The organism is Tropicimonas sediminicola, assembly GCF_900188335.1.
Classification (GTDB): domain Bacteria; phylum Pseudomonadota; class Alphaproteobacteria; order Rhodobacterales; family Rhodobacteraceae; genus Tropicimonas; species Tropicimonas sediminicola.
In genome coordinates, this window is record NZ_FZOY01000002.1 from 494,024 (window position 1) to 510,941 (window position 16,918).

15 protein-coding genes are annotated in these 16,918 nt (G+C 67.5%); 10 read left to right on the plus strand and 5 right to left on the minus strand.

The features are described 5' to 3' along the window. Positions 1–104 precede the first annotated feature (104 nt). The 7 genes from napF to CHB86_RS06665 are packed head-to-tail and all read left to right on the plus strand — an operon-like array spanning position 105 to position 6,440. Positions 105–611, plus strand: a complete 507-nt coding sequence (gene napF / locus CHB86_RS06635) for a ferredoxin-type protein NapF (protein ID WP_089232218.1) — start codon at positions 105–107, stop codon at positions 609–611. Continuing rightward, positions 608–889, plus strand: coding sequence for a chaperone NapD (locus tag CHB86_RS06640; RefSeq protein WP_089232219.1), 282 nt, complete (start codon positions 608–610; stop codon positions 887–889). Before napF ends, CHB86_RS06640 begins: the two co-directional genes overlap by 4 nt. A gap of 16 nt (positions 890–905) precedes the next feature. Next, positions 906–3,398 (plus strand): nitrate reductase catalytic subunit NapA, encoded by a 2,493-nt coding sequence (gene napA, locus CHB86_RS06645; RefSeq protein WP_089232220.1) that lies wholly within the window; start codon positions 906–908, stop codon positions 3,396–3,398. Positions 3,399–3,446: 48 nt separating this feature from the next. Further along, a complete protein-coding gene (gene napG, locus CHB86_RS06650; protein WP_089232221.1) occupies positions 3,447–4,304 on the plus strand; it encodes a ferredoxin-type protein NapG in 858 nt (285 codons plus the stop codon). Further along, positions 4,301–5,224 carry a quinol dehydrogenase ferredoxin subunit NapH gene (gene napH, locus CHB86_RS06655; protein WP_089232222.1) on the plus strand — a complete coding sequence of 308 codons (924 nt, stop codon included), beginning with the start codon at positions 4,301–4,303 and terminating at the stop codon, positions 5,222–5,224. Before napG ends, napH begins: the two co-directional genes overlap by 4 nt. A gap of 21 nt (positions 5,225–5,245) precedes the next feature. Then, positions 5,246–5,686 carry a nitrate reductase cytochrome c-type subunit gene (locus CHB86_RS06660; protein ID WP_089232223.1) on the plus strand — a complete coding sequence of 147 codons (441 nt, stop codon included), beginning with the start codon at positions 5,246–5,248 and terminating at the stop codon, positions 5,684–5,686. A gap of 28 nt (positions 5,687–5,714) precedes the next feature. After that, complete coding sequence (locus tag CHB86_RS06665) at positions 5,715–6,440, plus strand: NapC/NirT family cytochrome c (RefSeq protein WP_089232224.1); 726 nt, start codon at positions 5,715–5,717, stop codon at positions 6,438–6,440. Positions 6,441–6,453: 13 nt separating this feature from the next. Here CHB86_RS06665 and CHB86_RS06670 read toward each other — a convergent pair whose 3' ends face one another. The 3 genes from CHB86_RS06670 to CHB86_RS06680 all read right to left on the minus strand — a co-directional run bounded on the left by CHB86_RS06670 (position 6,454) and on the right by CHB86_RS06680 (position 11,136). Then, positions 6,454–9,015 (minus strand): PAS domain-containing hybrid sensor histidine kinase/response regulator, encoded by a 2,562-nt coding sequence (locus CHB86_RS06670; RefSeq protein ID WP_089232225.1) that lies wholly within the window; start codon positions 9,013–9,015, stop codon positions 6,454–6,456. Between the two features lie 38 nt (positions 9,016–9,053). Next, a complete protein-coding gene (locus CHB86_RS06675; RefSeq protein WP_141134836.1) occupies positions 9,054–9,578 on the minus strand; it encodes a putative pterin-binding protein in 525 nt (174 codons plus the stop codon). A gap of 142 nt (positions 9,579–9,720) precedes the next feature. Further along, positions 9,721–11,136 carry a WecB/TagA/CpsF family glycosyltransferase gene (locus tag CHB86_RS06680; protein WP_425445408.1) on the minus strand — a complete coding sequence of 472 codons (1,416 nt, stop codon included), beginning with the start codon at positions 11,134–11,136 and terminating at the stop codon, positions 9,721–9,723. Between the two features lie 274 nt (positions 11,137–11,410). On the opposite strand from CHB86_RS06680, the gene CHB86_RS06685 reads away from it, so the two are divergent. The 3 genes from CHB86_RS06685 (at position 11,411) to CHB86_RS06695 (ending at position 14,959) form a co-directional block, all read left to right on the plus strand. Next, on the plus strand, positions 11,411–12,025 hold the full coding sequence (locus CHB86_RS06685) for a LuxR C-terminal-related transcriptional regulator (protein ID WP_089232226.1): 615 nt from the start codon (positions 11,411–11,413) through the stop codon (positions 12,023–12,025). Positions 12,026–12,140: 115 nt separating this feature from the next. Continuing rightward, positions 12,141–13,640 carry a GumC family protein gene (locus CHB86_RS06690; protein WP_089232227.1) on the plus strand — a complete coding sequence of 500 codons (1,500 nt, stop codon included), beginning with the start codon at positions 12,141–12,143 and terminating at the stop codon, positions 13,638–13,640. Beyond that, complete coding sequence (locus CHB86_RS06695; RefSeq protein WP_245837787.1) at positions 13,637–14,959, plus strand: O-antigen ligase domain-containing protein; 1,323 nt, start codon at positions 13,637–13,639, stop codon at positions 14,957–14,959. Before CHB86_RS06690 ends, CHB86_RS06695 begins: the two co-directional genes overlap by 4 nt. Here the strand turns inward: CHB86_RS06695 and CHB86_RS06700 are convergent. Together CHB86_RS06700 and CHB86_RS06705 are read right to left on the minus strand one after the other, a co-directional pair. Continuing rightward, a complete protein-coding gene (locus tag CHB86_RS06700; protein ID WP_089232228.1) occupies positions 14,941–15,897 on the minus strand; it encodes a sulfotransferase in 957 nt (318 codons plus the stop codon). The two genes, CHB86_RS06695 and CHB86_RS06700, sit on opposite strands and share 19 nt — an antisense overlap. After that, the gene (locus CHB86_RS06705) at positions 15,894–16,913 is read right to left on the minus strand and encodes a glycosyltransferase (protein ID WP_089232229.1); all 1,020 of its coding nucleotides are present in this window, start codon (positions 16,911–16,913) and stop codon (positions 15,894–15,896) included. Before CHB86_RS06705 ends, CHB86_RS06700 begins: the two co-directional genes overlap by 4 nt. Positions 16,914–16,918: the final 5 nt, after the last annotated feature.

The window sequence follows — 16,918 nt, forward strand, 5'->3', positions numbered from 1 at the left end:
CTGACGTTATTGTGATTCTTTGCGCGCCTTGACTTTGGTCAAGATTGATTTATCGCTGCCCTGATAATAGGCTCCGAGAACATACAGCCAGTTCGGATGCCTTCATGCCAATCCCGACAAGCCGACGCGACTTTTTGCGTGGATCGCTCCGCGGCGGTGAGTTTTTGCGTCCGCCGGGCGCGCGGCCTGCGGGATTCGAGCGCGCCTGCACCGGGTGCGGCGATTGCGCGGCGGCCTGTCCGGAAGCGATCATCCAGACCGACAACCGGGGCGCCGTGCGCCTCGATCTTGCCCTGGGCGCCTGCACCTTCTGCGGCGACTGCGCCCGCGCCTGCCCGACCGACGCCCTGTCCGCAGACCGGCTGGGAGACTGGCCCTGGGTCGCGACCATCTCGGCCGAATGCCTGTCGCTCAACGCCGTGTCCTGCCGCGCCTGCGAGGACGCCTGCGAACCACGGGCGATCCGTTTCCGGCCGGCGCTTGGCGGCCGGGCCCAGCCGATCGTCGATGACGAAGGCTGCACCGGATGCGGCGGCTGCATCTCCATCTGCCCCGTCGGGGCGGTTTCCCTGTCCCATCGCGCCCCTGCCGAATGCGAGGTCACCCAATGAACATCTGCGGATGCCTGGTCCATGCCGCCCCCGGACGCGGCGAGGCCACCCGGGCCGCCATCGAGGCGATGAACGGCACCGAGGTCCATGCCGTGACCGAGGACGAACGCCTTGTCGTCGTCGTCGAGGACACCGGAGCGAAACGCGCCTCGGAACTGATCATGGAGATGCACCAGATCCCCGGGGTGATCTCCGTCACCCTGACCTATCACCACTTCGAAGACCCCGAGGGCGGCGACAGCCGGCCACAGCCGGTCGCCACCCCTTGCACCCTCTGAACCGGAGCACCTGAGCATGACAATGTCGGAATCCCGCCGGACCTTCCTGAAATCGACCGCAGCGGCTGCGACGGCCTCCGCAGCGGGGATCACCCTGCCCGGCGCACCCGCCCAGGCCCAGATCCAGACGCCCGACATCCGCTGGGACAAGGCCGCCTGCCGGTTCTGCGGCACCGGCTGCTCGGTGCTCGTGGGCACCAAGGACGGCAAGGTCGTCGCCACCCAGGGCGACCCCGACGCACCGGTCAACCGCGGACTCAACTGCATCAAGGGCTATTTCCTCAGCAAGATCATGTATGGCGAGGACCGCCTGACCACGCCGATGCTGCGCAAGACGAACGGCGTCTTCGACAAGAACGGCGAGTTCGAACCGGTGAGCTGGGACGAGGCCTTCGACGTGATGGCCGAGAAGTGGAAGGCCGCGATCAAGGAAAAGGGCGGCGCCGGCGTGTCGATCTTCGGCTCGGGCCAGTGGACGGTCTGGGAAGGCTATGCCAACGCCAAGTTCATGAAGGCCGGCCTGCGGTCCAACAACATCGACCCCAACGCGCGGCACTGCATGGCCTCCGCCGTGGTGGGCTTCATCCGCGCCTTCGGGATCGACGAGCCGATGGGCTGCTACGATGACCTGGAGCACGCCGATACCTTCGTGCTCTGGGGCTCAAACATGGCCGAGATGCACCCGATCCTGTGGTCGCGCCTCACCGACACGCGCCTGACCAAGCCGGGCTGCGAGGTCCACGTGCTCTCGACCTTCGAGCACCGGTCCTTCGAGCTTGCCGACAACGGCATCGTCTTCGCCCCGCAGACCGACCTCGCGATCCTGAACTTCATCGCAAACTACATCATCCAGAATGACGCGGTGAACCAGGACTTCATGGACAAGCACGTCAACATCACGCGGACGGCGACGGACATCGGCTACGGCCTGCGCGACGACAACCCGCTCCAGATGCAGGCGGCGAACCCGAACTCGGGCGAGCTGTCGCCGATGACCTTCGAGGAATACGCCGCGGCGGTTTCCGAATACACCGCCGAGTATGTCTCCGAGCTTTCCGGCGTCCCGGTGGCGCAGCTCGAGCGGCTGGCCCAGCAATACGCCGACCCGAACCGCAAGGTGATGAGCCTCTGGACGATGGGCTTCAACCAGCACACGCGCGGCTCCTGGGTGAACGGGCTGATGTACAACGTCCACCTGCTGACCGGAAAGATCTCGGAGCCGGGCAACTCGCCCTTCTCGCTCACCGGCCAGCCTTCGGCCTGCGGCACCGCCCGCGAGGTCGGCACCTTCGCGCACCGCCTGCCGGCCGACATGGTCGTGGCCAACGACGCACACCGCGAGATCTGCGAGACCGCCTGGAACGTCCCGGCGGGCACGATCCCGCCCAAGCCCGGCTACCATGCCGTGCTGATGAACCGGATGCTCAAGGACGGCGAGCTCAAGTGCCACTGGGTGCAGTGCAACAACAACATGCAGGCCGCGCCCAACATCAACGAGGAAGGCTTCCCGGGCTATCGCAACCCCGAGACCTTCATCACCGTGTCCGACCCCTACCCGACCGTTACCGCGCTGTCGGCCGACCTGATCCTGCCCACCGCGATGTGGGTCGAGAAGGAAGGCGCCTACGGCAACGCCGAGCGCCGCACGCAGTTCTGGCGCCAGCAGGTGAAGGCACCGGGCGAGGCGAAGTCCGACCTCTGGCAGGTGATGGAGTTCTCCAAGCGCTTCACCGTCGAGGAAGCCTGGGGCGAGGAACTCGTGGCCCAGAAGCCGGAGCTTGCCGGCAAGACGCTCTACGAGGTGCTGTTCGAGAACGGCGTGGTCAACCAGTTCCCGCTGTCCGAGACCGCCGAGGGCTTCGACAACGACGAGAGCACCGATTTCGGCTATTACGTCCAGAAGGGCCTGTTCGAGGAATATGCCGCTTTCGGCCGCGGTCACGCCCACGACCTCGCGCCGTTCGACACCTATCACCAGGCCCGCGGGCTGCGCTGGCCGGTCGTGGACGGCAAGGAGACCCTCTACCGCTTCCGCGAGGGCTATGACCCCTATGTCAAGGAAGGCGAGGAGGTGAAGTTCTACGGCCACAAGGACGGCAAGGCCAAGATCATCTTCGCCCCCTACGAGGCCGCCGCCGAGGAACCGGACGAGGAGTTCGACCTCTGGCTCTGCACCGGCCGCGTGCTGGAGCACTGGCATTCCGGCTCGATGACCCGCCGCGTGCCCGAACTGCACCGCTCCTTCCCCTCCGCCGTGGTCTTCATGCATCCCGACGACGCCAGCGAACGCGGGCTGCGCCGGGGCCAGGAGATCGTGCTCTCCACCCGCCGGGGCGAAGTGAATTCCCGGGTCGAGACCCGGGGCCGCAACAAGGTGCCGCGCGGGCTCGTCTTCATGCCCTGGTTCGACGAGAGCCAGCTCACCAACAAGCTGACCCTCGACGCGACCTGTCCGCTGTCCAAGGAGACCGACTTCAAGAAATGCGCCTGCAAGGTCGAACGGGCCTGATCGCGAAACAGGAAACGCGCGTTGCCTCGAAGCACGCAGGAGTGAGCCATGGCCGCCGCCACGCCCAGCACCGTCAACCGCCGTCGGTTCCTGACCGACAGCGCGCGCATGGCCGCGGGCTGTGCGGTGGCGGGGTCGCTCCTGGCCTATGTGACACGCGATGCGAGGGCGCTTCCGGATCAGGCCCTGCGGCCGCCGGGGGCGCTGCCCGAGGACGACTTCCTCGCCGCCTGCATCCGCTGCGGCCTCTGCGTTCGGGACTGCCCCTATGACACGCTGACCCTCGCGGCTCTGGGAGAGGACGGGCCGGCCACCGGCACACCCTTCTTCACCGCCCGCGACGTGCCCTGCGAGATGTGCGACGACATCCCATGCGTCGCCGCCTGTCCTACCGGCGCGCTCGACAAGGACCTGACCGACATCGAGGACGCCCGGATGGGCACCGCCGTGCTGGTCGACCAGGAGAACTGCCTGAACTTCCTCGGCCTGCGCTGCGACGTCTGCTACCGGGTCTGCCCGATGATCGACGAGGCGATCACGCTCGACGTGCGACACAACGAGCGCTCCGGCCACCACGCGATCTTTGCGCCGACGGTTCATGCCGCGGCCTGCACGGGCTGCGGCATCTGCGAAAAGAAATGCGTGCTGCCCGAGGCCGCGATCAAGGTGCTGCCCGTGCGGCTGGCCCGCGGCGCGCCAGCGGAGCATTACCGTAAGGGCTGGGAGGAGAAGGACGCCAAGGGCGCCCCGGTGGTCGAGGGCATCATCGACCTGCCGGACCGCCTGCCCGGCCCCGGCACCGACAACCTCGCCGCGCCCGGCGGCTACGAGCCCGGTCTCGGCGCTGTCGACGGCAGCGCCGGAGGCTTCCGGCCGACCTTCCAGCTGCCGGAGGTGCGCCAATGAGCACCACTGGCAAGGTCCATCTTCCCACCGGACAGGAAGCCCTGGAGAAGAAGGGCTGGTTCGGTGCACACAAGTACCTGGTGCTGCGCCGGCTCAGCCAGGCGTTCTTCCTGTTGCTGTTCCTGCTCGGTCCGTGGTTCGGCATCTGGTGGGTGCAGGGCAACCTGGCGGGCTCTATGACCTTCGGCTTCCTGCCGCTGAACGACCCGCTGATCCTCGCGCAGATGATGGCCGCCGGCCACTGGCCGGAAACCACCGCCCTGATCGGCGGGCTGATCGTTCTGGTCGCCTATGCGCTGATCGGAGGCCGCGTCTATTGCTCCTGGGTATGCCCGATCAACCCGGTGACCGACGCCGCGCATTGGCTGCATGTGAAGCTCGGCCTGCAGAAGGGCTGGCAGCCCAAGCGGTCCGCCCGGCTCTGGATCCTGGCGACCGTGCTGATCGTCTCGGCCCTCACCGGCACCATCGCCTGGGAGGTCATCAACCCGGTCACCATGGTGCACCGCGGGCTGGTCTTCGGCATGGGATTCGTCTGGGCCCTTGTCGCGGCGATCTTCGTCTTCGACCTGATCGTCGCCCGGCGCGGCTGGTGCGGTCATGTCTGCCCGGTGGGCGCGTTCTACGGCCTCGTCGGCGCGAAGAGCCTGCTGCGGGTCAGCGCGGTGCGCCGCGACGCCTGCGACGATTGCATGGATTGCTACGAGGTCTGCCCGGAAAACCAGGTGATCTCGCCCGCCCTCAGGGGCAAGGGCGCGAGCACTCCCCTGATCCTGTCGCCCGACTGCACCAATTGCGGGCGATGCATCGACGTCTGCGCGATGGACGTCTTCGCCTTCACCCACCGTTTCGACGATCACGTCGAGACCCCGCCCGACGCGGCGACCGACGGTCGGCCGCGTGAAAAGACAGCAGCGTGAACTGAGCAACGGAGAACCATGATGAACAAGCCGATCCTTGCAGGCGCCTTCGCCCTCACGGCGTCCCTCGCCCTTGTCGGCGCCGCCCTGGCGCAGTCGGCCGGCGGGCTCTCCACGCTGCGCGGCGCCTCGGTCGAAGACCCGGTCGCGGTCGAGCAGGTCTTCCAGCAGGAGACCCAGCGGTTCAACCGCGAGTACCGCCAGCAGCCGCCGCTGATCCCGCATTCGATCGACCAGTACCAGATCGACCTGCGCGCCAACCAGTGCCTGAGCTGCCACGACTGGACCAATGCCGGCGACCGCGGCGCGCCCACGCTGTCGATGACCCATTACCTCGACCGCGACGGCAACGAGATGGACCACGTCGCCGGCACCCGCTGGTTCTGCAACCAGTGCCACGTGCCGCAGGCCAACGCGCCGGAACTGGTGGAGAACACCTTCGAACCGTCCACCGGCCGCTGAGCCAGGCGTCAGACAAGGAATACAAGTGATGGCAGAGCACAGCACAGACGGCAAGCGGCCCGGTTTCCTTCGGCGCACATGGGAGTGGTTCTGGCGCCCCAGCAGCGTCCTCAGCTTCGGCTTCGTGATGATCGCGGGCTTCGTGGCGGGCGTCCTGTTCTGGGGCGGGTTCCACTGGGCGCTGGAGGAAACGAACACCGAGGAATTCTGCACCTCGTGCCACACGATGACGAAGAACTTCGACGAGTACACGGAGACCGTGCATTACAACAACCACTCCGGCGTGCGCGCGACCTGCCCGGATTGCCACGTGCCCCACGAATGGCAGCACAAGGTCAAGGCCAAGATCATGGCCAGCAAGGACGTCTATCACGAGCTGATGGGCACGATCGACACCGACGAGAAATATGACGAGCGCCGGCTGCACATGGCGAGCGCGGTCTGGACCAAGATGAAGAAGACGGACAGCCGCGAGTGCCGCAACTGCCATGCCTTCGAATTCATGGACTTCACCATCCAGGAGACCCGTGCCGCCGCCGAGCACCAGAAGGCGATCGACGAGAGCATGACATGCATCGACTGCCACCAGGGCATCGCCCACGGGCTGCCGGCGGGCTATCTCGAGGAATACCGCCGGGTGGTGGACGAGATGGCCAGCACCGAGGCCGACGGGCCAGTGACGCGGGTGGGCATGATCGATCCGACAGGTCTCGGCAGCGCGATCCGGGGCTACCTGTCCGGCACCGACCACTAGGGCGCGCGCGCCGTCAGGACAGGTGGCGCGTGAACTGCGGGCGCTCCGCCTGCCAGAGATGGGGGAAGGCGCGCATCGCGGCCCGCGCGCCGGCCTCGTCACCGGATTTCGCGAGAGTTTCGATGTCGCCGAGCGCCCGGTGCAGGGACTTGGCTTGGAACGTCCCGCAGGAGCCGGCCATCTTGTGCGCCCGGGCGACCAGGTCGCCAAGCGGCTCCGCATCCAGGGTTTCGGACCCGAAAAGCGTCGCGCCCGCGTCGAGTTCCTGCACGAAGCTGCCGACCAGGCCGGTCACCTTTTCCGCCCCCAGCGTCTCGACCAGATCACGCAAGGCATCATCCGCAGGGCCATTCGATGTGCCGGCATGCTCCGCCGGTGCGGGGGTGGCGGAGCCGACCCGCTTCTCGATCAGGCTGAGCTGGTGCCGGAGACTGTCGCGCTCGATCGGCTTGGTAACAAGTCCGACCATGCCTGCGGAACGGAATGTCTCCCGGTCGGCAGGCATTGCATGGGCGGTGACGGCCAGGATCGGCGTGCCGCGGTTGGGACCGTCGCCCTCGCGGATCGCGCGGGTTGCGGCGATCCCGTCCATCACCGGCATGCTGATGTCCATCAGGATCACGTCGAACGCCTCCGCCCCCGCGACCGCAACGCCTTCCCGGCCGTCGAAGGCCTCGGTCACGGCATGGCCGTCCTGGGTCAGCATCCCGTGCAGCACGCTCCGGTTGATCTCGTTGTCCTCGACGATGAGGATCGAGAGCTTGTCCTCGAACGCCTTCTTGCGCGGATCGGACGCGGCCGTCTTGGGGCCGCTTGCGATCTCCAGCGGGATCCGCACCCAGAACAGGCTCCCTTCGCCCTCAATGCTCTCGACGCCAATCTCGCCATCCATCGCCCGGGCCAGGCGCCGCGCGATCCCGAGGCCGAGCCCGGTGCCGCCGGTCTTTCGGCCGTAGGACGTGTCGATGGTCTCGAAATCGTCGAAGATCCGAGCCTGGTCGGCGTCGGAAATGCCGATCCCGTCGTCGATGACCCGGAATTCCGCCACTCGACGCCGGCCGGTTCCGTTCACCTCGGCCTCGAGCCGGACCTCGCCGGCATGGGTGAACTTCAGCGCGTTGTTGACGAGGTTCAGCAGCACCTGGCGCAACCGCACCGGATCTCCGCGCACCTCGCCCGGCTTGGGCGACGTCCAGACCTCGACAAGCTTGTTGCCATGGGCAGCGGCCACGCTGCTCTGACCGGCGACGACATCGCTCAGAAGCGCGGCCAGATCGAAGACCTCCGAGTTGATCTCCATCCGCCCAGCTTCGAACTTCGAGATATCGAGCACGTCGTTGACGTGGTGCAGCAGCAAGTGGCCGGAGGCGTCCATGTTGTCGAGATAGGTCGACTGCCGCTGTGTCAGCTCGGTTTCGCGCAGCAGCGACATGGTCCCGAGCAGACCGTTCAGCGGTGTGCGCATCTCGTGGCTCATCACCGCAAGGAAGTCGGCCTTGGCCTTTTCGCCCGCCAGCGCCTTGTCGCGCGCCGCGACCAGCTCTTCCTGCGCCCGCTTGTCCTCGGTGATGTCGCGCAGGAAGGAGACGAAGCTGATCCCCTCCTCGCTTTCGATCATGTCGATCGACAACTCCACCGGGAACACCTCGCCCGACTTGCGCTTGCCCTCCAGTTCGACCCGCCCCGCGCCGACAACGCGCTGCTTGCCGGTTTCGAGGAAGCGCTTCATGCCGGCGGTATGCGCCGCCGCGTAGTGGTCGGGGATGATCAGGTCCACCAGCGACTGGCCCACCGCCTCTTTCTCGGTATAGCCGAAAACACGCTCCGCCGCGCCGTTGAACTGCTTGACGACCCCCTTGCCGTCGGACTCGATCACCGCGTCGAGCGAGGTGCCGATGATCGCCCGCAGACGCGCGGCAAGCAGCCTCTGCTCGCGCCCGCTCTGCACCGCGGTCTTGTTCATCCGCCACAGGCCGAATGACAGCAGGACCAGCAGCGACACCAGCGCGGCAAGCGTGATGGCGAGCTTCAACAGCGTGGCCGAGACCGCATCACGGCGCTCGTCGGAGGTGATGGCAAACAGCTCCAGCGCGCGCAGCGAGAGATTGCGAACGTCTTCCCGAAGCTCGGCGACCGTGGAATCCAGCGCAGGAAGCTCCGAGGCAAGCACGTCGAGCGGGCCGTCGACCAGCGGGATCGTGTCCTCCAGGAAGCGCTGAACCGGGACGAGGCTCAGGGCAAACGAATAGTCATCCTTCAGATCCTGGTAGGCCGTGCCATTCTGCAGCGTCGCGACCCGGCTATAGAACACGTCGAAGCGCCGCTTCATCTGAAGCAGCGCGGTCTCGGAGCCGCCCCGCGCTTCGCGCAGCGACATCTGGAAAAGGAGGAACTCCACCTCGAGCTGCGACAGCGTCCACTGCACGTTGTCGGAATGCGCAACGTCCAGCGATCTCAGCTTCCGCGACACCTCGCTCGACAGCATGATGATCGCGCCGGCAAAGGCAAGTGCGGCAACGACGACCAGGACCGGCCGAATCCCGCGAAGAATGGAAGTCCTGATCCCGCCTTGCATGGTGCCTCTTCAGTCGTGTGTTATTCGAAACCGGTGGCTCAGTCCGGCTGAACCTCGATCCGGTCAAGTTGCCATATGCTGCGTGAATAGATGCTTTCGGCCTGGTACTCGGGGTTGGAATCGTAGGGATAGATGATCCACAGCGGCCCCTTGTCGCGCACCGACATCGGCTCGCCGTTATTGGCATAGGCGACGATCGGACCGTCCGGGATGGCGTCGGCCACCGGGATCGTGACCGAGTAGTCGTTGATCGCGGTGGCCGAAAGTGTTCCGCTGCCGACCCCGAGCAGGTCGAGCAGCGTATCCAGACCGACGCCGGTGAACTCCTGTTCCCCTTCGGTCCAGATCGTGGTGGTGGCAATGGTGCGGCTCTCCAGGGCGCTGAGCATGTCCAGGTCGAACCGGGCCACGTCGTCGCCGTTTGTTGTCGATATCGCACCGCTCACAGTCAGGACGACCTCACCTTCCGGTTGCGGCAGGTCCGCCGCACCGGCTGCGCCGGAAATTGACACGGTGAATGCGATGGCTGCGAGGCTTGTCGAGAGTCCGTGGAGCGTGCGCATGTCCTGATCCTGTTCGCTGCTTGCGTAAGTTGTCCCTAGCACGGATCGGCACGGGGGCCAGTTGGTCAAGCGTATAGCGACCTATCCGATCGGATAGGTCGCCATGCCGCAGGCCCCGTGAGGCCCTTCGGCAACGTTCGTGTCAGTAGGCGCCACGCCCGGAGAAGACCGCGCGGAAGGTCATCAGGATCAAGGCGATGTCGAGCAGGATCGTGCGGGACGCGGCATAGGCGAGGTCCATGTCGAACATCTTTTCCGCCCCGATGTCGGCGCGTCCGGAGACCTGCCACAGGCCGGTCAGGCCGGGCCGGACAGCCAGGCGGCCGTGGGCGCGGGTCGGATAGGCGGCGACTTCCTGCGGCAGCGAGGGGCGCGGCCCCACGACCGACATCTCGCCCTTCAGGATGTTGAGGATCTGCGGCAGCTCGTCGATCGAGTAGCGGCGCATTATCCGGCCGACGCGGGTAACGCGGGGGTCATGGCGGGACTTGAAGAAGATGCCTTCGCGGTCGGACTGCGCCAGCAGCGCGGCCCGGCGGGCCTCGGCGTCGACATGCATCGAGCGGAACTTCAGCATCTCGAAGGCGCGGCCGTCGCGGCCGACCCGGGTCTGGCGGAAGAAGACGGGGCCACGGCTGTCGAGCTTGATGGCGAGAGCCACCAGCGCGAAAAGCGGCGACAGAGCAAGGATCGCTGCCCCGGTCAGCGCAACGTCCAGCGCCCGCTTGGCCACGGCGTCGCGGTTGGCGGAAGCGACGGCGTGGGCGGCCGCACGCGCCATGAAGGTCACGTTGCCGACGAGGTAGCGGCCCGCCATGCGGCGCGGTTCCATCGCCAGGCGCCAGGCCCATTCCATGCGCGCGTTGCGCACCGCGGCGGGCGCACGGCGCACCCGGCCGGCGAGGAAGTCGAACAGCGCGCCAACCCCGAGGCTCAGTTTCGGCGCGAGGCGGTCCGCGTTCTGCTCCAGCCAGATATCCTGGCGCGGCACGCCCATCGCGACGATCAGGATGTCGGCGCCGGAGCGGTTGATCGCATCGATCGCGGCCTCGTCGTCGGCCGCGCCATCGAACCCGTCGCGCGTGCCGGCGATGCGGAGGCCGGGGATGTCGAGGCAGAGCTTATCGGCCGCCTGGTCCGCCACGCCGGGAGCCGCGCCGAACAGGAACACGGAGAGCCCGCGCCGCGCCGCCTCGCGCAGCAGGCGGGGGGTGAAATCGGTGCCGTTCAGGTTGGCGCTGAGCTGCTGGCCGGTCATCTTCGCCGCCAGATCGATGCCGATCCCGTCGGGCAGGACCGCGTCCGCCGTGGCCATCGCCTGGGCATAGGCCGCATCGCGCGCCATCACGTTCGCGCAATGCGCGTTGAGAAAGGCGACCCGATGGCGCTGACCGTCGAGCAGGTGGTCGATCGCCTGGTCCGCATCCGCATCGACGATCGCGAGATCGAAGAGCGGGATACGCTTCATGGGCTTGCGCGCCGGAGCGGCGGCAACGTCCTGGGTGTCGGCGTGGAACGGGGCGGTGGCGGTGGCGGTGATGGCAGCGTCGAAGGGCATCGGTGTCTCCGGTCGGGGGTATCGGTTGGTCACCATGGATGCCGCCCCGGCCGCCGTCTCTCAACGTGGCGGAGGGAGAGGTTGCGGGGCCTATCGGCTGGCCGGCTGTCCGCCCGGAGCCCGCGATGGGCCGATCGCGCCCCGCTCCCTCGCCTTTCGGATAGAGAAAGTACCCGGATGGTAACGACTTCGCCGGCGGGGCTGGTCCATTATTCGTGGGACATTTGAAAGGCCCGCGATATGATCGGCGCGATCTTCCGCTTCAGAGGACAAGATGAAGATACTTATCGCCGACGATCACGACCTGCTCCGCGACACCCTCGTGGCTTTCCTCGAAAGCGAGAGCGACATCACGACCGCCAGCGCCTCGACCTTTGACGAGGCGGCGGCCCGGATCGCGGACGACGACAGTTTCGACCTGGTCCTTCTCGATTACAACATGCCGGGAATGAACGGCCTGTCCGGGCTGGAGCGGGCGATCACCACCGGACGCGGGCAACGCGTGGCGCTGATCTCGGGCGTGGCGGCGCGGGACGTGGCGGAAAAGGCGCTGGCGCTCGGCGCCGCCGGCTTCCTGCCCAAGACGCTCTCGGCCAAGTCCCTGGTCAACGCGGTTCGGTTCATGGCGATGGGCGAGCAATACGCGCCGCTCGACTTCATGACAGCCGAGGAGGAGGCGCCGAAGCACGAGCTGGCCGAGAAACTCTCCCGGCGCGAGTTGCAGGTGCTCGAAGGGCTGACCCAGGGCAAGTCCAACAAGGAGATCGCGCGCGATCTGGATGTGCAGGAGCCGACCGTGAAGCTCCACGTCAAGACGCTCTATCGCAAGATCGGCGTGGCGAACCGCACCCAGGCCGCCATGGTGGCCAAGGAATCCGGCCTCTTCTGAGCGCCGCACCCATCCGAACGGATAGGTCCGACTCCGGATGCGTCGCCGCCTATCCTTCGGCGGCGCAGCATCATTCTGCGCAGGCATGTAGACAAGGCGGCAAAGGAGAGCCGCCATGACCGACTGCACCACCGCCCTGCCCGATGCCCCCGCCGCCAAGCCGTCGCGGAACTTCTGGATCTTCCGGATGCCGCTGCGCGAGCTGAGCGCTGCGCGGATCTTTCGGGGCGGGCGGCTCAACGATGCAGGCCGGCTGCCTCGGTACATCTTCATCTTCCTGCTCGGCGCAGCGGTGATCTGGGCCCCCATCGTGGGTTACCTGTCGACAGCCCCGCTGCGCTTCACCTCCACCATGTCGCTGATCCTGCCCGGCTCCGGCGCGTCGGCTTCCGTCAACCTCGACCGGATCGGGCAGGCCTCCTCCTTTGCCAACTCGCCCTTCGCCAGCAGCTCGGTCAGCCCGACGGAGACCTACAAGCGCCTGCTCGCCGCCGACCGCATCCTAGCGGCCGCTGCCGGCAAGGTTGGCATGGCGCGACAGGATTTCGGCATGCCGCGGGTCAACCTCGTGGACCAGACGAGCCTGATACATGTCGAGGTCACCGGCAATTCGCCCGAGGACTCGCAGGCGCGCGGCGATGCGCTGCTCGAAGCCTTCTTCTCCGAGATCGACGCCCTGCGCAGCGACGAGCTGACCGTGCGCGAGGACGGCGGACGCGGCGCACTCGAGGAATACCGCAGCTCGGTTTCCGCCACCCGCGAGGAAATCAGCCGCCTGCAGCGCGAGACCGGGCTGATCAACGCCAGCCAGTACGAAGACCTCGTGCGCGACACCGACGCCCTGCGCGGCCGCATTGCCGAGGTCTCGTCGGAACTGAGCGAACGCACGCAGGCGACCGAAGCCCTGCGCGCCACGCTGGGGATCGACCCTCGCGCCGCGGCGGCGACGCTCAAGCTGCATGCCGACAGCGAGTTCAACACGGTCATCCAGGAGATGAGCCAGCACGCGGCCAGCCTGGCCGAGGCCGAGGGCCGCTACGGTCCCAGCCACCCTGCCCTCAAGGCCGCGCGCGAAAGCCACGACGCCACCCGGATGCGGGCGCTCGACAAGGCGGTCGAGATCACCGGCCTGTCGGTGACCGAGGTCGCCCGCCTCGACATGTCGCCCGTCGGTGGCCGCGCCGAACTGCTGGGCCGGCTGGTCGAATACGACAGCGAACGCTCCGGCCAGGCCGCCGAACTGGCGGCGCTGCAGCAGCAACTGGTCGAGGCAGAGGCCCGGGTGATCGACCTGATCGAGCCCGCCGCGCGCCTCGAGGACCTGCAGCGCGACTTCTCCGTGGCCGAGGCCGTCTTCGCCTCCACCGCGGCGCGGTCCAAGACCTCCAAGGTCGATCTCTTCGCCTCCTATCCGCTGGTGCAGGTGCTCGAGAACCCCTCGCTGCCCACCGACCCGACCTCGCCCAAGCGGGTGCTCGCCGTTGCGGCCGGCATCGCGGCGACCATGATGCTGCTCTTCGGCCTGATCCTCGGCTGGGTCCGCGCCCGCCTGATCTCGCGGCTGCTGGCCGACGGCAAGGCCACCGCGCCAGCGGCGGCGCAGGCCGCGGCATGAGCGACGCCCCCGCCAAGCTGCGCCCGGCCAACCCGGCCGAGGCGATGGTTCTCAAGACCCTCGCCTGGACCTGGCCCTTCTACTTCATCGGCGCGCTTTACGTGGTCGGGCCGGTGCTGGCCTGGACGCTTGGCGGCCTCGCGCTCCTCTCGCTATACCTCGGCCCGGCCATCCGGCCGGACCTGCGGGCGACCGGAACGATCCCGCCGGTGGTCTGGGCCTGGATTCTCGGCATGCTGGTCATGCTGGTCGCGCTCTGGGTCGGCCATGTCGACTGGGGGCTCGGCCTCAAGAAGACCATCAAGTCGAGCATCGGCTGGGCCAAGGGCTGGGCATTGCTCGCGCTGTTCCCGCTGATCGGAGCGGTGCTGCCGATCCGCCGCGAGATCCTCGCGCGCGGCCAGTGCATCGTCGGCCTGTGGACGCTGGCGCTGCTGCCCATCCTCGCCGTGGCCCCCTACATCGGCCTGCCGGAGAAGATCTTCACCTCGCCCTTCAAGGCCGTCGGCGGCCCGGGCCCGGAATATTTCAGCGTCTACTTCTTCACCTACGACCCCTCGAGCTGGACGCCGCGCTGGCAGTTCTTCGCCCCCTGGTCGCCCTTTGCCGCGCTGCTCGGCGTGGTGATGGTGCTGTTCGCCCTGGAGGAAAAGGACCGCCGCTGGCGGGCCGCCGGCATCGCTGCCGGCATCGCGATGATCCTGATGTCGAAATCCCGCATGGGCCTTGTCGGCCTCGTGGCGTGCACCATCGGGCCGCGGATGCTGCCGCTGATCCTGCGCGGCTGGGCCTGGCAGATCGTTGCGCTGATCACCGCCTCGCTGGCGGTCATCGGGCCGGCGCTCCTTCAGGGGTTCAAGGATGGCGTCGCCGCCTTCAAGGGCGCGCGGGCCGACAGCACCCGGGTTCGCGAAACACTTCAACGTATCGCCGGAGAGCGTTGGCAGAACGAGGCTTTCTGGTTCGGCCACGGCACCGTGCAACCCGGTCCGCACCTCGTGGAATACATGCCGATCGGCAGCCACCATACCTGGTGGGGCCTGCTGTTCGTGAAGGGGCTCGTGGGCTTTCTGGCGATGCTCGTGCCGCTGCTCTGGCAGACCTGCCTCGCCCTGCTCGACGCCGCCCGCAATCCGCGCGGACGCCTGCCGCTCGGCATCGTCATGACGCTGGTCCTGCTGTCGATGGGAGAGAACATCGAGATCGAGGCCTACATGATGTGGCCGGGCCTGATGGTTCTCGGCCTGCACGCGCGGGAGCTGGCCGATGAGCAGATGGAGCGCATGAAGCAACGCACTCTTCAGGCCCGGGCCGCCTGATCCGGGCGCCAGTGGCTCAGGTCACGCCCGAACCGCTCCTCCAGCCACGCGATGTCCTCCTCCAGCTCGGCAGCCAGCCGACGCGCGACGTGTGGGTCGAGCGTCGGGCGTTTTCCCGCATTGAGACGATCGAGCGCTGCGCGGATCCGGCGGCGCCCGCCCTTGGGAACCAGGCGCGACACCGCCTTTACGCCCGCGCCCGGGTGGGACAGCATCCGCCGAAGCGCAGGGCTCCGCGCCGTGGTCGCGACGGCTGAGGCCTGGTTGGTCCTCGCAGCCAGCTCATCGGCCGGAAAGGGCGGGATCCCCAGGAAATCGGACAATGTCGAGAGGAAGCCTGCGGGATCGGCCTCCATGTCATCATGGAACAGCACGCAGAGCCGCTCGCGCGGAATGACCGCCTCGAAACGGCGCAGGGTCTCGGCGTATCGGCTGCCGCTGGCGTAGCCACAAAAGGGGGACCAGCCGGCCGCGAGGCGGGACGGCTCGTCGGCGAGCGCCTGTCCGAAGTCCGACGTCGTCTCCAGCCCGTCGCGCACATGGTGGGCGAACTGGGAGAACGCGCGCGCCACAGGATCGCGGAGAACCAGCAGCACCTTGATCTCGGGCGACCATTCGGCAATCCGCCCCGCGGCCTCCGGCACCAGGGCATAAACGGGCGATGCCTCGCCGCGCAATTTCCCATGGGCGTCACGAAAGAGGGCCTGGTAGGCGGAAGGATCGGTCACGATGGTCGAGAAATAGTCCGGGTCGAAGGGTCCGGAAGCGGGCCGTGGATCGCTCCCGGCAAAGGCGAAAAAGCCCGGCTCCTTCGAGCCGGGCATGAAGGTGGATGGATGGCGCGACAGGGCGGCCCAGAGTGCAGTCGTTCCTGCTTTCGGCCAGCCGGCTACCACGAAGTCGGGGCCGGTCTTACCTGCCGCGCCTCCGCCGGTCATGCTGCGTCTCGCGAGTGGTGGTGACCGGCGATCTTGTTCAGAAGCTTGGCCCAGAGTTCGGGCGTGGTCCGTTGGACATCGGCCGCGGAGATGCGGCCCCAGGCGATGCCGATATGCAGCGCCGGACCGGTCTTGCAGGCGGTTTCGATCGCCTCCCGCCAGGCTTCGACGGTGCCACCCGCGACCGCGCGGGCGCCGCCCTCGATGTGATCCTGCAGCCCGTCGACCTGCGCCACCAGCAGCGCGCGACCCGCGGCCCGCGCCTCGAGCGCAACCAGCCCGTAGGCTTCCCAGCGGGAGGGCATCGCGACCATGTCGAGCTTCGCCATCTCCGCGGCGGGGGTGCTGCTGTAGCCGTGGAAGGAGATCCGGCTGTCGCCGCTGGCAAGCTCCTCCAGCGCGGCCCGGTCCGCCCCCTCTCCGATCAGCCGCAGGCGCAGGTCGGGATCGGCGGTCTCGCGGAAGGCGCGGATCAGGGTGTCGAACCCCTTTTGCTCGTCAAAGCGGCCGATGGCGCCGATGATGCGCGGCGCGCCATAGCGCCCAGGCAGGGCAAGAAACGGCGCGAGATCGACGCAGGACGGGATCACGGCAAGGGCCTCTTCGCGGACCAGCCCGCGCTCGGCCAGCCAGCGCCCCTGCCCCTCGCTCACCGCGATCACGCGGTCGAAAAGCGAATAGGCCGTGCGCAGCAGAGCGAAGAACCGGGTGCGGTGGCGCACCTTCAGGCCGGTGAAAGCGCCGGTGTAGCTGTGCTCGACGTGGATCAATGTGCGGTCGGCATAGCGGGCCCGCAGACCGACCAGCATGGGCAGGTTGCGCCAGCTCACCGACAGGTGGGAAACGATGATCTCCTCGTCGAGTTGCGGTGCCGCGAGGCGCCCGCGGGCCACGACCTGCACCCGGTGGCTGCCAAGCCGTGCCATCTCGGGGTTGGTCTCGATGAAGTCCAGCATCCGCATCACGCCGCCGGCGGTGGTATCGTCAACAAGGTGAACAATGGTCTTGGGGCTCATGATCT

Bases quoted from the DNA above. Each gene is read 5' to 3' on its own strand.
- napH (WP_089232222.1), top strand. From the start codon at position 4,301: ATGAGCACCACTGGCAAGGTCCATCTTCCCACCGGACAGGAAGCCCTG.
- CHB86_RS06700 (WP_089232228.1), bottom strand. From the start codon at position 15,897: ATGACCGGCGGAGGCGCGGCAGGTAAGACCGGCCCCGACTTCGTGGTA.
- napF (WP_089232218.1), top strand. From the start codon at position 105: ATGCCAATCCCGACAAGCCGACGCGACTTTTTGCGTGGATCGCTCCGC.
- CHB86_RS06695 (WP_245837787.1), top strand. From the start codon at position 13,637: ATGAGCGACGCCCCCGCCAAGCTGCGCCCGGCCAACCCGGCCGAGGCG.
- napA (WP_089232220.1), top strand. From the start codon at position 906: ATGACAATGTCGGAATCCCGCCGGACCTTCCTGAAATCGACCGCAGCG.
- CHB86_RS06640 (WP_089232219.1), top strand. From the start codon at position 608: ATGAACATCTGCGGATGCCTGGTCCATGCCGCCCCCGGACGCGGCGAG.
- CHB86_RS06670 (WP_089232225.1), bottom strand. From the start codon at position 9,015: ATGCAAGGCGGGATCAGGACTTCCATTCTTCGCGGGATTCGGCCGGTC.
- CHB86_RS06665 (WP_089232224.1), top strand. From the start codon at position 5,715: ATGGCAGAGCACAGCACAGACGGCAAGCGGCCCGGTTTCCTTCGGCGC.
- CHB86_RS06675 (WP_141134836.1), bottom strand. From the start codon at position 9,578: ATGCGCACGCTCCACGGACTCTCGACAAGCCTCGCAGCCATCGCATTC.
- CHB86_RS06705 (WP_089232229.1), bottom strand. From the start codon at position 16,913: ATGAGCCCCAAGACCATTGTTCACCTTGTTGACGATACCACCGCCGGC.
- CHB86_RS06660 (WP_089232223.1), top strand. From the start codon at position 5,246: ATGAACAAGCCGATCCTTGCAGGCGCCTTCGCCCTCACGGCGTCCCTC.
- CHB86_RS06685 (WP_089232226.1), top strand. From the start codon at position 11,411: ATGAAGATACTTATCGCCGACGATCACGACCTGCTCCGCGACACCCTC.
- CHB86_RS06680 (WP_425445408.1), bottom strand. From the start codon at position 11,136: ATGCCCTTCGACGCTGCCATCACCGCCACCGCCACCGCCCCGTTCCAC.
- CHB86_RS06690 (WP_089232227.1), top strand. From the start codon at position 12,141: ATGACCGACTGCACCACCGCCCTGCCCGATGCCCCCGCCGCCAAGCCG.
- napG (WP_089232221.1), top strand. From the start codon at position 3,447: ATGGCCGCCGCCACGCCCAGCACCGTCAACCGCCGTCGGTTCCTGACC.